Annotated in this window: 12 protein-coding genes; all 12 read right to left on the bottom strand. The window is 66.1% G+C overall.

Annotated elements, in window-relative coordinates; genetic code table 11:
• Positions 1 to 2: 2 nt before the first annotated feature.
• The 12 genes from IE116_RS09910 to miaB all read right to left on the bottom strand — a co-directional run bounded on the left by IE116_RS09910 (position 3) and on the right by miaB (position 13,048).
• Complete coding sequence (locus IE116_RS09910) at positions 3 to 1,232, bottom strand: spore maturation protein (protein WP_189611997.1); 1,230 nt, start codon at positions 1,230 to 1,232, stop codon at positions 3 to 5.
• Between the two features lie 101 nt (positions 1,233 to 1,333).
• Complete coding sequence (gene gloA, locus IE116_RS09905; protein ID WP_189611995.1) at positions 1,334 to 1,738, bottom strand: lactoylglutathione lyase; 405 nt, start codon at positions 1,736 to 1,738, stop codon at positions 1,334 to 1,336.
• A 30-nt stretch (positions 1,739 to 1,768) separates the two neighbouring features.
• Positions 1,769 to 2,731: a M48 family metallopeptidase gene (locus tag IE116_RS09900; protein WP_189611992.1), complete on the bottom strand. Its 963-nt coding sequence runs from the start codon at positions 2,729 to 2,731 to the stop codon at positions 1,769 to 1,771.
• Between the two features lie 14 nt (positions 2,732 to 2,745).
• Entirely contained in the window at positions 2,746 to 3,501 is a 756-nt protein-coding gene (locus IE116_RS09895) for a lysophospholipid acyltransferase family protein (RefSeq protein WP_189611991.1), read from the bottom strand.
• A 1-nt stretch (position 3,502) separates the two neighbouring features.
• A complete protein-coding gene (gmhB, locus tag IE116_RS09890) occupies positions 3,503 to 4,066 on the bottom strand; it encodes a D-glycero-beta-D-manno-heptose 1,7-bisphosphate 7-phosphatase (RefSeq protein WP_189614549.1) in 564 nt (187 codons plus the stop codon).
• Positions 4,067 to 4,128: 62 nt separating this feature from the next.
• Positions 4,129 to 6,270: a glycine--tRNA ligase subunit beta gene (gene glyS / locus IE116_RS09885; RefSeq protein ID WP_189611989.1), complete on the bottom strand. Its 2,142-nt coding sequence runs from the start codon at positions 6,268 to 6,270 to the stop codon at positions 4,129 to 4,131.
• Positions 6,271 to 7,167 (bottom strand): glycine--tRNA ligase subunit alpha, encoded by an 897-nt coding sequence (gene glyQ, locus IE116_RS09880; protein ID WP_179585752.1) that lies wholly within the window; start codon positions 7,165 to 7,167, stop codon positions 6,271 to 6,273. It abuts the gene before it with no gap.
• 89 nt (positions 7,168 to 7,256) lie between these two features.
• A complete protein-coding gene (gene lnt, locus IE116_RS09875; RefSeq protein WP_229828081.1) occupies positions 7,257 to 9,134 on the bottom strand; it encodes an apolipoprotein N-acyltransferase in 1,878 nt (625 codons plus the stop codon).
• Between the two features lie 10 nt (positions 9,135 to 9,144).
• Complete coding sequence (locus tag IE116_RS09870; protein ID WP_189611987.1) at positions 9,145 to 10,038, bottom strand: CorC family transporter; 894 nt, start codon at positions 10,036 to 10,038, stop codon at positions 9,145 to 9,147.
• A 28-nt stretch (positions 10,039 to 10,066) separates the two neighbouring features.
• Positions 10,067 to 10,591, bottom strand: a complete 525-nt coding sequence (ybeY, locus tag IE116_RS09865; RefSeq protein WP_373302982.1) for an rRNA maturation RNase YbeY — start codon at positions 10,589 to 10,591, stop codon at positions 10,067 to 10,069.
• 46 nt (positions 10,592 to 10,637) lie between these two features.
• On the bottom strand, positions 10,638 to 11,660 hold the full coding sequence (locus tag IE116_RS09860; protein WP_189611978.1) for a PhoH family protein: 1,023 nt from the start codon (positions 11,658 to 11,660) through the stop codon (positions 10,638 to 10,640).
• Positions 11,657 to 13,048 carry a tRNA (N6-isopentenyl adenosine(37)-C2)-methylthiotransferase MiaB gene (gene miaB, locus IE116_RS09855; RefSeq protein ID WP_229828080.1) on the bottom strand — a complete coding sequence of 464 codons (1,392 nt, stop codon included), beginning with the start codon at positions 13,046 to 13,048 and terminating at the stop codon, positions 11,657 to 11,659. Before miaB ends, IE116_RS09860 begins: the two co-directional genes overlap by 4 nt.
• Between the last annotated feature and the right edge of the window lie 54 nt (positions 13,049 to 13,102).

Below are 13,102 nucleotides of genomic sequence, written 5' to 3'. Positions count from 1 at the left end.
CGTCACCCAAAGAACCAATAGCACACCAGCACTGACGCCACCACGCCCGCGAGGTCCGCAGTCAGCGCGCAGCTGACCGCGTGGCGGGTGCGCTGGATGCCGATGGCGCCGAAGTACACCGCCAGCACATAGAAGGTGGTTTCCGTACTGCCTTGCACCGTTGCGGCAACCAGCGCAGGAAAGCTGTCCACGCCAAAATTCTGCATGGTCTCGATCATCATGGCCCGGGCTGCACTGCCCGAAAATGGCTTGACCAGCGCCGTGGGCATGGCGTCGACAAAGCGGGTGTCCAACCCCACGGCGCTCACCAGCCACCGCAGCCCATCCAGCGCAATATCCAGCGCGCCGGACGCCCGCAAGACCCCCACCGCGCACAACATGGCCACCAGATAGGGCAACAGGCTCTTGGTGACATCGAAGCCTTCCTTGGCCCCGTCGATGAAGCTTTCGTACACCGGCACCTTCTTGATGGCGCCTGCGATCAGGAACAGCAGGATCAGGCCAAACAGAGTCACGTTGCCCAGCAGGGACGACAGCGCGCTCAGGGCCGTGACCGACAGCGTCGCCAGCAGCGCCATGAAGCCACCCAGCAGCAACACCGACGAGCCTATCCACGCCATGACCACCGGGTCCCACAGCTTGATCCGCTGCATCAGCGCCACGCTGATGAAGCCGGCCAGGGTTGACGCGCTGGTGGCCAGCAGAATCGGCAAAAAGACCAAGGTGGGGTCCGACGCGCCTTGCTGCGCGCGGTACATGAAGATGGTGACGGGGATCAGGGTCAGCGAGGACGCATTCAGCACCAGGAAAAATATCTGCGCATTGCTCGCGGTGGTGGTGCTGGGGTTCAGGGTCTGCAGCGACTTCATGGCCCGCAGGCCGATGGGCGTGGCGGCGTTGTCCAGCCCCAGCGCATTGGCGGCAAAGTTGAGCGTGATCAGGCCGATCGACGGATGGCCCCGCGGCACGTCCGGCATCAGCCGCGCGAACAAGGGGCCCAGCACCCGCGCCACCGCATCCACCAGGCCCGCCTGCTCGGCAATCCGCAAGAAGCCCAGCCACAACGTAATGGTGCCGAACAGCAGCACCATGACTTCCACCGACAGCTTGGCCATGGCGAACAGGCTGCTCACCATGGCGGGAAACACCGACGGGTCGCCGGCAATGGCCCAGCGCCCAAAGGCCGCCAGCGCCGCGGTCAGGAAGAATCCGAACCAGAGTTTGTTGAGCATGAAAGGCCCGTCGTGGCGTCACGCCGCGACGCGCGGCGGGCAGGAAAGATGAAAAAAAGGCGCCGAGGCAGGCTACCCGGCGCCTGCGGTGCACGCAGCGATCAGTCGCTGGCGCCCTTGCGCGAGCCGCGCTCGATGAACTCGATCTTGTAGCCGTCCGGATCTTCGACGAACGCGATGACGGTGGTGCCGTGCTTCATGGGGCCGGCTTCGCGAACCACCTTGCCGCCCAGTTCGCGCACCTTGTCACAGGTTCCGGCTGCGTTCTCGACTTCGAGCGCGATGTGGCCGTAGGCAGTGCCCAATTCGTACGACGACGTGTCCCAGTTGTGGGTCAGTTCCAGCACGGCGCCGTCTTTCTCGTCCTGGTAGCCGACGAAGGCCAGCGTGAATTTGCCGTCGGGATAGTCGCTCTTGCGCAGCAGGCGCATGCCCAGCACGTTGGTGTAGAAGTCGATGGAACGCTGCATGTCGCCGACGCGCAGCATGGTGTGGAGAAGTCGCATGGAAGTGTCCTTGGATGAAAACGCCGGCCGCTAGACGAATTGCGGCAGGCTGGTCGGGTCGTGGCGGCGCAGAGCTTCCCGCGCGCTTTCGAAGCCCGGAAGCAGGTGGCCGACTTCGGCCCAGAAGTCGGCGCTGTGGTTCATTTCGCGCAGGTGCGCGAGTTCATGCGCGATCACATAGTCGATCACGTTCATGGGGAAGTGGATCAGGCGCCAGTTCAGCCGGATGTTGCCTGCGCTGGTGCAGGACCCCCAGCGGGTCGCGGCCGATGACAGGCTCCATCGATTGATGGTCAGGCCGGTGCGATCCAGGAAGTCCTTCAGGCGCACGTCAAAGATCGCGCGGGCCCGCGATTGCAGCCACGCCTGGACCGAGTCGCGCACCCGCGCGGCGCCGGCATCGTGCGGCAGCGGCAGCCACAGCACGTCGCCATCTTGCGGCGCAAGCCCGTCGCCTTCCAGCAGCAGGCTGCGATGGGCGTCCAGCCGGATGGTGATGCGTTTGCCCAGGTAGGGCAGTTCGCCGCCGTCTTCCCATTTGGTCTGGTTCAGCGCCAGGCGTTCCTTGCGGTTTTGCCAGTCGTTGAGCTTGGACAGGATCCAGCGCGATTTTTCCAGTACGGCCGTGTCGATATCGGCCAGCACCACCCAACGGGGCGCCGTGACCCGCAGGCCATCGTCACCGATCACGAAGCCGATGCTGCGGCGGCGCGAGCGTTGCAGCACGAAGCGGATCACCTGGCCGTCGGCGGTCACCTCGCGCCACCGTGCGCCGGGCGGCAGTTGCACGGCCGGATCGGGCGGCGCGACCGGCGGCGTCGAGGCCACGGGGGTGGGGGAGGGCGGGTTCAGCAGCAGTTCGAGCTGCGGCTGCGGGTCTGCCCCCGCACGTTCACCTCGCGGCGCGCGTGCAGCCGCCGCCACGCACGCGGGACGGGCACGCGGGCGGGACGGGACAGGACACACGGAGTCGGAGAGACGGGGGCCGGCCATACGCAGCGACAGGATTACCGGGGCGACGGGCGCTCGGACGGGCGACCATCCTTGTAGCGCTCGGGGTTGAGGACGCGCATTTCGCCTTCGATCCAGGCTTCGACCTGGCGGTTCAATGCGTCGGCCGTCAGGCCTTCGGAATTGATGGCCGGGCCGATCGACACCGTGATCACGCCGGGGCGTTTGACGAAGGCGTTGCGCGGCCAGCATTCGCCGGCGTTGTGGGCGATCGGCACCACCCAGGCGCCGGTTCGCACGGCCACTCGGGCGCCGCCGCTCTTGTACTTGCCGGCCTTGCCCGGAGCAATGCGGGTGCCTTCGGGGAACATGATCATCCAGCGGCCAGCCGCGAGTTTTTCACGCCCTTGGGCCACGACCTGCTCGAATGAATCACTGCCTTTCTTGCGGTTGATGGAGATCATCTTCAGCAGCGCCAGGCCCCAGCCGAAGAACGGCACCCAGTGCAGTTCGCGCTTGTAGACGAAGCACAGTTCGCGTGGCATCCATGCGATCAGGAACATGGTTTCCCAGGCCGACTGGTGCTTGGACAGGATGACCACGGGCTTGTCGGGCAGGTTTTCCCAGCCCTTGATCTGCCAGCGGATGCCGACGATGAAACGTGCGCCCCAGACGGCCAGCCGCGGCCAGCCGACCGTCAGCCGGTAGCGCCACGACAGCGGCAGGGGAGACCAGAGCACACTGCCCAGGGCAAAGGGAATGACGGTGACCAGCAGGAAAACCGCGTACAACGCCGAGCGTAACCACGCCATATCAGTGTTCCTCCGCCAGGTTGGCGGTTTCCAGCGCCTCGGCCACTGCCGTCAGCGATTCCCAGACCACGGTGGTGGGGGGCAGGTTGCCCTGCGCCTGGGTCTTGAGTCCATTTCCCGTCAGCACCAGCCACGGGGTGCAGCCGGCCGTGTAGGCGGCCTGCAGATCCCGTGCCGAATCGCCCACGGCGGGCAGCCCGGCCAGGTCGATGTCGAAGCGCTGCGCGATCGAATAGAACAGGCCCGGCAACGGCTTGCGGCAATCGCATTCGTCGTCGGGAGCATGCGGGCAGATGAAGATCGCATCCACCGTGCCGCCCACCTTGGCAAGCTGCGTCTTGAGCTTGATGTGGATGGCGTTGAGCGTGGCAGCGTCGAACAACCCGCGGCCCAGGCCCGACTGGTTGCTGGCGATCACCACCCGATAGCCGGCCTGGTTCATGCGCGCGATGGCCTCGAGCGCACCCGGCAGCGGAATCCATTCGTCGGGCGACTTCACGAACTCGGCGCTGTCCTGGTTGATGACCCCGTCGCGATCGAGGATGATCAGCCGGTTGCGCGGCATGCCGCTGCTCGCGCCGGTCTTGCCCGTGGGCTTGCCGGCTGGCTTGTTGGAGACGGGCTTGATCACGCGGCCGCCAGACGGGAAAGGTCAGCCACGCGGTTCATCACCCCGTGAAGATCAGCCAGCAGCGCCAGCCGGTTGGCGCGCAGCGCCGGGTCTTCCGCCATCACCATCACGTCCGCAAAAAACGCGTCGACCGGACCGCGCGCTTCCGACAGCACCGTCAGCGCGCCCGAAAAATCGCCGGCCGCAAAACGCGATTCGGCTTCGGGCCGCAGGCGTTCCACGGTGGCGGCCAGAGCCTGTTCAGCCGGGTCCACCAGACGTGCCGGGTCGACCTTGCCGATCTTTCCTTCGCCTTCGTTCTTCTTCAGGATGTTGCCGATCCGCTTGTTCGCGGCCGCCAGGCTGGCGGCTTCGGGCAGCGCGCCGAATTCGACCACCGCGCGCACGCGGGCCGGCACTTCTTCCAGCGGCGGCGTCACGGCGATCACGGCATCCACTGCCGACCGGTCGTACGTGGCGGCCAGCAGGTTGCGGTACCGTTCGAACACGAAGGCGCGCACTTCGGTCACGATGACCGAAGCGGCCGACGTGCCGAAGGTGGCGGCCGCGCGTTCCAGCAGCAGGTCGAGCGTGAGTGGTTCGCCGCCGGCGCCCAGGCGATCGCCTGCCGCCAGCTGTTCAAAGGCGCTGATCAGGCCAAGCGCCGCGCGGCGCAGACCGAAGGGGTCCTTGTCGCCGGTGGGCACGAGGCCGATGCTCCAGATGCCGACCAGGGTCTCGGCGCGGTCGGCAATGAACAGCGCCGCGGCCACGGCCGTTTCGTCTTCCACCGCGTCATCGAAACGAATGCGGTATTGGTCGCGAATGGCAGCCACGACCGCCGGATCTTCGCCATCGGCCACGGCATAGTAGGACCCCATCAGGCCCTGCAGTTCCGGGAATTCGCCCACCATGCCGGTGACCAGATCGGTCTTGGCCAGCAGCGCCGCGCGGTCCGCCAGCCTGGGGTCGGCGCCAATGCGTTCGGCCACCCACGACGCCAGCTGACGCACGCGCTGGACGCGGTCCAGTTGCGAGCCCAGCTTGTTGTGATAAACGATGGTGCCGAGCTGATCGACCCGCGAGGCCAGCGACGTCTTTTTATCGGTTTCGAAGAAGAAGCGGGCATCGGCCAGGCGCGGACGCACCACCCGCTGATTGCCATCCACGATGTTGGCCGGATCAGTCAGCGCCATGTTGCTGACAATCAGGAAACGGTTGGTCAGCTTTCTGCCGTCGGCTTCGAATAGCGGAAAGTACTTCTGGTTCAGGCGCATCGTCAGGATCAGGCATTCCTGCGGGACGGCCAGGAATTCCGGCTCGAACTCGCCCACGTACACGGTGGGGTATTCGACCAGCGCGTTCACCTCGTCCAGCAGCGGGCCCACGTCGCTTTCGTCACCCAGCGACGCGTTCAGTCGCGCGGCATGACCCCGCAGCTGCTCTTCGATGTTGCCGCGCCGCGCGTCGAACGCAGCGATCACGCGGCCCTGTCCGGCCAGCTTGTCTTCGTAGCTGTCGGCCGACGGCAGTTCAATCGGGCCGCTGGACTGGAAGCGGTGACCGGTGGTGGTGCGGCCCGACTTCAGGCCCAGGATGGAGATGTCGACGACCTCATTGCCATACAGCGCGACCAGGCCATGGGCCGGGCGCACGAACTTGACGGTGGTTTCGCCATCGGCCAGCTGGTAGCTCATGACCTTCGGGATGGGCAGCTTGGCCAGCGCCTCTTCGACAATGCCCTGCAGCACGGCCGTCAGGGCGGCGCCCGGCGCCACGCCGCGATACACCAGGTTTTCGTTTTTGCCATCGGACTCGCGCGCCAGGGTCGACACATCCAGGTCATGCAGACCCTTGGCCGCGAGTTTTTTCATCAGTGCGGGGGACGCCTTGCCGTCGGCCGTCAGGCCCACGCTGGCGGGCATCAGCTTTTCGGCAAAGGCCGCATCGGCGCCCTGCGCCAGCACGGCCGACAGGCGCACGGCCAGGCGGCGCGGCGACGCAAACGGCGTGACGGTATTGCCCTCGGCCAGCAGGCCGCGCGCGGACAGGCCGGCCGCCACGCCGTCGGCAAAGGCATGACCCAGGCGATTCAACGCCTTGGGCGGCAGTTCTTCGGTGAACAGTTCGATCAGCAGGGGCTGGGAAGCGTGCGCCATTTATGCGGCCTCCTTGCGCGCCAGCATCGGGAAGCCCAGGCGTTCGCGGGACTCGTAATAGCTCTGCGCAACGGCGCGCGACAGATTGCGGATGCGGCCGATATAGGCGGCGCGCTCGGTGACGCTGATCGCGCCGCGCGCATCCAGCAGGTTGAATGTGTGGGCGGCTTTCAGGACCATCTCGTAGGCGGGCAACGCCAGGGGCACCTCGACAAGGTGCTTGGCCTGGGTTTCGTAATCGGTAAAGTGCTGGAACAGGATATCGGGCGACGAGTGCTCGAAGTTGTAGGTCGACTGTTCCACTTCGTTCTGGTGGTAGACGTCGCGGTAGGTCAGCTTGCCATGCGGGCTGTCGGTCCAGACGAGGTCATACAGGCTTTCGACGCCCTGCAGATACATGGCCAGGCGTTCGATCCCGTAGGTGATCTCGCCAGTGGTGGGCTTGCAATCGATGCCGCCGACCTGCTGGAAGTACGTGAACTGCGTGACTTCCATGCCGTTGAGCCAGACTTCCCAGCCCAGGCCCCAGGCGCCCAGCGTGGGGTTTTCCCAGTCGTCTTCCACGAAGCGCACGTCATGTTGCTGCGGATCGATGCCCAGCGCCTTGAGCGAGCCGATGTACAGCTCGAGGATGTCGGTGGGGGCCGGCTTGAGCACGACCTGGAACTGGTAGTAGTGCTGCAAGCGGTTGGGGTTCTCGCCATACCGGCCGTCGCTGGGCCGCCGCGATGGCTGCACATACGCCGCACGCCAGGGCTCCGGACCCAGTGCACGCAGGAAGGTCGCGGTATGGGACGTGCCCGCGCCGACTTCCATGTCGTACGGCTGCAGCAGCGCGCAGCCTTGTTGGGCCCAGTATTCCTGGAGTCGAAGAATGATCTGTTGAAATGTCAGCATGGTGTTCGCGGTAAGTTCGGCGCTTGCTTGCCGAGGGTACGTCGAGTCGTGCCCGGCGGGGCGCGGACTGCAGGACGAAAGGGGGGATTTTAACTGCGCCGCGCCGATCGCGCCGCCTTTGTCTGGGCGGGCGCCTTGCGGCGCTTGCGGTGCCACGTGAAAAACGCCAGCAGGGCAAGCAGCCCGCCCAGCACCGGGGCGTTGCCGGTGCGCGCATAGGGGGTGAGTCCGGTCGTGCCCTGCACGGTCGCATCGAGCGCGCCAACGGTCAACGGGCGCAGTTGCGATTGCACATTGCCGGTGGCGTCGATCACCGCCGTCATGCCCGTGTTGGTCGCGCGCAGCATGGGCCGTTCGGTCTCGCGCACCCGCATCCGCGACATCTGCAGATGCTGCGGCAAGGCCAGCGAATCGCCGAACCACGCCAGGTTGCTGACGTTGGCCAGGATGGTGGCGCCGGCTTCCCGATCCGCGTCGTCATCGGGCGCCTGGTTGGGGGCATCGTCATCGTCGCCGCTCCACGGACGGATGGCGGGCAGCAGTTCTTCGCCGAACACGTCTTCGTAGCAGATGTTCATGGCGATGTGCTGGCCGGCGATCGCAAACGGCCGCTGTCGCGGCGCGCCCCGGTCGAAGTCGCCCAGCGGCATCACCATGGCGTTGACGAACCACTTGAAGCCCGGCGGCACGAACTCGCCGAAGGGCACCAGGTGGTTCTTGCTGTAGCGATGCCCGGGCCGGCCCGCAACCAGGGCGTCTTCAGGCGTGTTGCCGTCCAGTTCCACCACGCCGTTGTAGAAGTATTCGCGATCGGGCCGCACGTCGCGCAGGGCCACGCCCAGCACGAAGGTGCTCTTGGCCGCGGCCGCGCTGCCCACCCATTCGCCCCACGCAGCCGGCGTCAACTGGTCCTGGAAGACGGGGACGGCGGTTTCCGGCAGCAGGGTCAGGTCGATGGGGCGGCCATTGGCGGTTGGCATTTCCGCCAGCCGGCGGTGCGCATCCATGCCTTGCCAGATGAAGGCGGGATCGAATTTGTCGTCGAGCGGGATATTGGCCTGCACCAGCCGCACCGTGATCGGGTCGCCATGCGGCGTCACCCACGAGATCTGCCCGGCGCCCGCGCCCAGCACGCAGATCAGGACGGCCAGCGCCAGCGGCAGGCCCGCGCCGCGCCGCGCATCGATGGCGTGCAGGGCGGGCGAGGGCACCGTGGCCGACGCGTCGGGGCCGGGCGTCAGCACCAGTGCAGCATCGGTGGCCTGCGGCGTCGGTCCAGCGGATGCCGAGCCCGCGCGCGGCCCGCGCGACCACAGCACCGACGCGGCAATGCCGCCTGCGGTCAGCGTGGCCAGGAACGCGACCCCGTACACGCCCGCCAGGGCCGCCCAGCCCTGCAACGGACCATCGACATGCGCATAGCCCGCATTGAGCCACGGAAAGCCCGTGAAGAGGACACCGCGCACCCATTCGGCCGCGGTCCAGGCCGTGGCCATGGACACGGCCGCGATCAGCGCCGTCCAGCGGGTAGGCAGTCGTGCAGGGGGCAGGACCAGCTTGCCGGCAGCCGCCGTAACCGATGTGCGATCACGGGCCGCGTCGGCCACGCCAGGCGCCTTGGCGACCCAGCGCGCAAACGCCGTCGCCGCTGCCGGAAAGATCGACAGGTAGGCCGACAGCAGCACGACACCCATGACGGCCAGCGGCGCGGCCATGTGGGCGTACACATGCAGGCTGGTGTAGATCCAGGAGATGCCGACGCCGAAGTGCCCCATGCCGAACACGAAGCCCAGGACGGTGGCGCGCGGCACGCTGGGGGCGCGCCAGGTCAGCGCACAGAGGCCCGCGAACGCGGCAATCTGGACGAAGGGCAGCAGCCAGGCAGGGAAGGGGACGGGCGCGAACGCCAGGCCGTGGAGCGCGCCCAGCAGCAGGGCGCCCACGAGCGGCAGGGAAGGACGGCGCACGGCGGGCGGCCTATCGCTCGTCGATCGGCGTCGACTCGGACCCGTCGTTGGGCAAGCGCGCGACACGCAGCCACAACGCGCGGCGCGCATCGGCACGGATCACGTCCAGCTTCAGGTTGTCGCGTTCGATGTGGTCGCCCCGGCGAGGAATGCGGCCAAGATTGCCGGCCATCCAGCCGCCGACGGTGTCGTACTCGTCGTCGTCCAGCGAAGACCCGAAGGTCTCGTTGAAGCGGCGGATGCTGGTGGTGGCCATCACGCGCCAGCGGTTCTTGCCGTCGGGCAGGATGGACTGTTCGACGTCGATGTCGTCGTATTCGTCTTCGATCTCGCCAACGATCTGTTCCAGCACGTCTTCAATGGTGATGAGGCCGGCGGTGCCGCCATGCTCATCCACCACGATCGCGATGTGGTTGCGGTTGCTGCGGAATTCGCGCAGCAGTACGTTCAGCTTTTTGGACTCGGGAATGAACACCGCCGGCCGCAAGAGCGTGCGCAGTTCGAGGTGGCGGTCCACCACGCAGCGCAGCAGGTCTTTGGCCAGCAGGATGCCGATCACGTTGTCGCGGCTTTCTTCGTACACCGGGAAACGCGAGTGGGCCGTTTCGATGACGCCGGGCAGCAGCGCTTCGATCGGCTCGCTGACTTCCAGCATGTCCATGCGCGAACGCGGGATCATGATGTCGCCGGCGGCCAGTTCGGACACGGCCAGCACGCCTTCGATCATCGACAGGGCTTCGGCGTCCAGGAGGTCGCGACCATAGGCCGCTTCCAGCACCGCCTTCAGATCTTCGCGGTCTTCCGGCTCGCGATGGATCAGCGCCGAGAGTCGCTCGAAGAAGGTTTTGGGAGGATGTTTGGGCGCACGCGCTGCGTACGCCGGACTAGGGGAGGAGTCTGACATCGTCCTGACAGGACAGTTTGTGAAGGTCTCAGGATACCCGATACGGGTCGGGTATTGCCAATTCGGCCAAAATGCGGGTTTCCAGACGCTCCATGCGTGTGGCTTCCCGCGCGTTCAAATGATCGTAACCCAATGCGTGTAGGACGCCATGAATCACCAGGTGCGCGGCGTGATTCAGGAAGGGCTTCTTCTGTTCCCGCGCCTCTTTCACGAGTACGGGCAGGCACAGCACGATGTCGCCGCTGGTGGTGCCCGACGGGTCATCGCCATACTCGAAGGTCAGCACATTGGTGGCGTAGTCGCGTTCGCGAAAGTCGCGGTTCAGCCGCCGGCCTTCGGCCGCGCCCACGATGCGCAGGGTCAGGTGGACGGCGGTGGGCGCTGATTTCGACGTGGCAAGGTGCTTGAGCGTCAACGCCACCCAGCGGCGCACCCGCCAACGGGGCAGGCGGTCGTCGTCGACGGCGCACTGCACGGACAGGCTGAGCGGCGTGACAAGGGACGGCAGGACGGCCGTTTCGACGGCGGCTCCTGCTGCCGCCGGCTTGGCCACCTTCTTTCCGGCTGCTGTCTTTGCAGCGGCCGGCCTGCCAGCCCCCTTACTTGCCACTGCTGCTCGCGCCATGCTTTTCATAGGCATCGACAATGCGGGCCACCAGCGGATGGCGCACGACGTCGCTGCTCGTGAACTGCGTGAACGAAATGCCCTTGACCGCCGACAGGATGTTCGCCGCGTCCACCAGCCCGCTGCGATGGCCCTTGGGCAGGTCGACCTGCGACGGGTCGCCGGTAATGACGGCGCGGCTGCCAAAGCCGATCCGCGTCAGGAACATCTTCATTTGTTCCGGCGTCGTGTTCTGCGCTTCGTCCAGGATCACAAACGCGTTGTTCAGCGTCCGGCCGCGCATGTAGGCCAGCGGCGCGATTTCGATCGCCTGCTTTTCGAACAGCTTGCCGACCTTTTCGAACCCCAGCAGGTCATAGAGCGCGTCGTACAGCGGACGCAGATAGGGATCGACCTTCTGCGACAGGTCGCCAGGCAGAAAGCCCAAGCGTTCGCCGGCTTCGACTGCCGGACGCGTCAGCACGATGCGTTTGACCGACTCGCGTTCCATGGCGTCCACCGCGCAGGCCACGGCCAGATAGGTCTTGCCCGTGCCGGCCGGACCCATGCCGAACGAGATGTCATGCGACAGGATATTGCGCAGGTAGTCGCGCTGGCGCGGCGTGCGGCCCTTCAGGTCCTGCCGGCGCGGAATGCGCAGCACGATCTCGGACTCGTTGCCGGTGCCGGGCACCAGGGCGGGCACGTCGCGCGGATCGTGCTGCGTGTCCATGGCGCCCAGTTCGACCAGCGTCAGTTGCAGGTCGTCGATGGAGATCGGTTCCTGCGCGCGCTGGTGCAGGAACAGCACCGCCGCCGCGGCATCGTCGGCGCGGTCGCCGTCGAAGGTCAGCCGCGTGCCCCGCCGCGTCAGTTCGACGCCGTAGGCTGCGGCCAGCTGGCGCAGATTTTCGTCGAGCGGACCGCACAGGTTCGCAAGGCGGACATTGTCTTCGTCCAGCGTCAGAACGACGGGCAGGTTGCGACGGGCGGAGGATACGGTACGGGAATCTGTCATGCGTGCGAGGGACTCGATACGGTCGTGACGCTGGGATATGGGCTGACGGGGTCGTGCGTCACGACCTCGCCGCGCAGGGTGTGGGACATGGCCGCGGTGATGCGGATGTCGGCCAAGGTTCCCAGCAGCCGCGCGGGCGCCGGGAAGTTGACGATACGATTGTTTTCGGTGCGGCCCATGAGTTCGTCGGCCCGCTTGCGCGACACGCCTTCGACCACCACGCGCTGGATCGAACCGACCATGGCCTCGCTGATCGCGGCGGCCTGGGTGTTGATCAGGGCCTGCAGACGCTGCAGCCGTTCGAGTTTGACCTCTTGCGCCACCTCGTCGTGCAGGTCGGCGGCGGGCGTGCCCGGGCGGCGCGAGTACACGAACGAGAACGACGCGTCGAAGTTCACGTCTTCGATCAGCTTCAGGGTCTTGCCAAAGTCTTCTTCGGTCTCGCCAGGAAAGCCGACGATGAAGTCCGACGACATGACGATGTCGGGCCGTACGGCGCGCAGGCGGCGCACGATGGACTTGAATTCCAGCGCGGTGTAGCCGCGCTTCATGGCCATCAGGATGTGGTCGCTGCCGGCCTGCACGGGCAGGTGCAGGAAGGACGTCAGCTTGGGCAGCTTGCCGTAGGCATCGATCAGCCGCTGCGACATCTCTTTGGGATGCGAGGTCGTGAAGCGGATGCGTTCGATGCCTGGAATGTCGTGCACATATTCGAGCAGCAGCGCAAAGTCGGCGATCTCGGCCGTGTCGCCCATCTGTCCGCGATACGCGTTCACGTTCTGGCCCAGCAGCGTGACTTCCTTGACACCCTGGTCGGCCAGGTCGGCAATCTCGGTCAGCACGTCTTCAAACGGGCGCGACACTTCTTCGCCGCGGGTATACGGCACCACACAGAAGCTGCAGTACTTGCTGCAGCCTTCCATGATCGACACGAAGGCGGATGGGCCGTCAATCCGCGCGGGCGGCAAGTGGTCGAACTTTTCGATTTCGGGGAAACTGATGTCGACCTGCGACTGGCCGGTCAGCCGGCGCTTTTCCATCAACTGGGGCAGGCGGTGCAGCGTTTGCGGGCCGAACACGACGTCGACATAGGGCGCGCGCGCCACGATGGCCGCGCCTTCCTGGCTGGCAACGCAGCCGCCCACGCCGATCACGAGGCCGGGCTTGTTGCGTTTGAGCTGCTTGACGCGTCCGAGGTCGGAGAAGACTTTTTCCTGCGCCTTCTCGCGCACCGAACAGGTGTTGAATAGAATCACGTCGGCGTCTTCCGGCGTGTCGGTCAACACGAGCGGGGAGTCGGCATTGAGCACATCGACCATCTTGTCCGAGTCATACTCGTTCATCTGGCAGCCGAAAGTGCGGATATACAGTTTGCGGGGTTCGGTCATGGAAGTGCCGTAACGGGAATTAGCCCGGGGGCAAGCCGGCCAGTTTATCACGCG

This window comes from Pigmentiphaga litoralis, assembly GCF_014651835.1.
Taxonomy (GTDB): Bacteria; Pseudomonadota; Gammaproteobacteria; order Burkholderiales; family Burkholderiaceae_B; genus Pigmentiphaga; species Pigmentiphaga litoralis.
This window is presented reverse-complemented; position numbering and strand designations above follow the sequence as displayed.

Bases quoted from the DNA above. Each gene is read 5' to 3' on its own strand.
- IE116_RS09900 (WP_189611992.1), bottom strand. From the start codon at position 2,731: ATGGCCGGCCCCCGTCTCTCCGACTCCGTGTGTCCTGTCCCGTCCCGC.
- IE116_RS09860 (WP_189611978.1), bottom strand. From the start codon at position 11,660: ATGACAGATTCCCGTACCGTATCCTCCGCCCGTCGCAACCTGCCCGTC.
- glyS (WP_189611989.1), bottom strand. From the start codon at position 6,270: ATGGCGCACGCTTCCCAGCCCCTGCTGATCGAACTGTTCACCGAAGAA.
- IE116_RS09910 (WP_189611997.1), bottom strand. From the start codon at position 1,232: ATGCTCAACAAACTCTGGTTCGGATTCTTCCTGACCGCGGCGCTGGCG.
- gloA (WP_189611995.1), bottom strand. From the start codon at position 1,738: ATGCGACTTCTCCACACCATGCTGCGCGTCGGCGACATGCAGCGTTCC.
- gmhB (WP_189614549.1), bottom strand. From the start codon at position 4,066: ATGCCGCGCAACCGGCTGATCATCCTCGATCGCGACGGGGTCATCAAC.
- glyQ (WP_179585752.1), bottom strand. From the start codon at position 7,167: ATGCTGACATTTCAACAGATCATTCTTCGACTCCAGGAATACTGGGCC.
- IE116_RS09895 (WP_189611991.1), bottom strand. From the start codon at position 3,501: ATGGCGTGGTTACGCTCGGCGTTGTACGCGGTTTTCCTGCTGGTCACC.
- miaB (WP_229828080.1), bottom strand. From the start codon at position 13,048: ATGACCGAACCCCGCAAACTGTATATCCGCACTTTCGGCTGCCAGATG.
- IE116_RS09870 (WP_189611987.1), bottom strand. From the start codon at position 10,038: ATGTCAGACTCCTCCCCTAGTCCGGCGTACGCAGCGCGTGCGCCCAAA.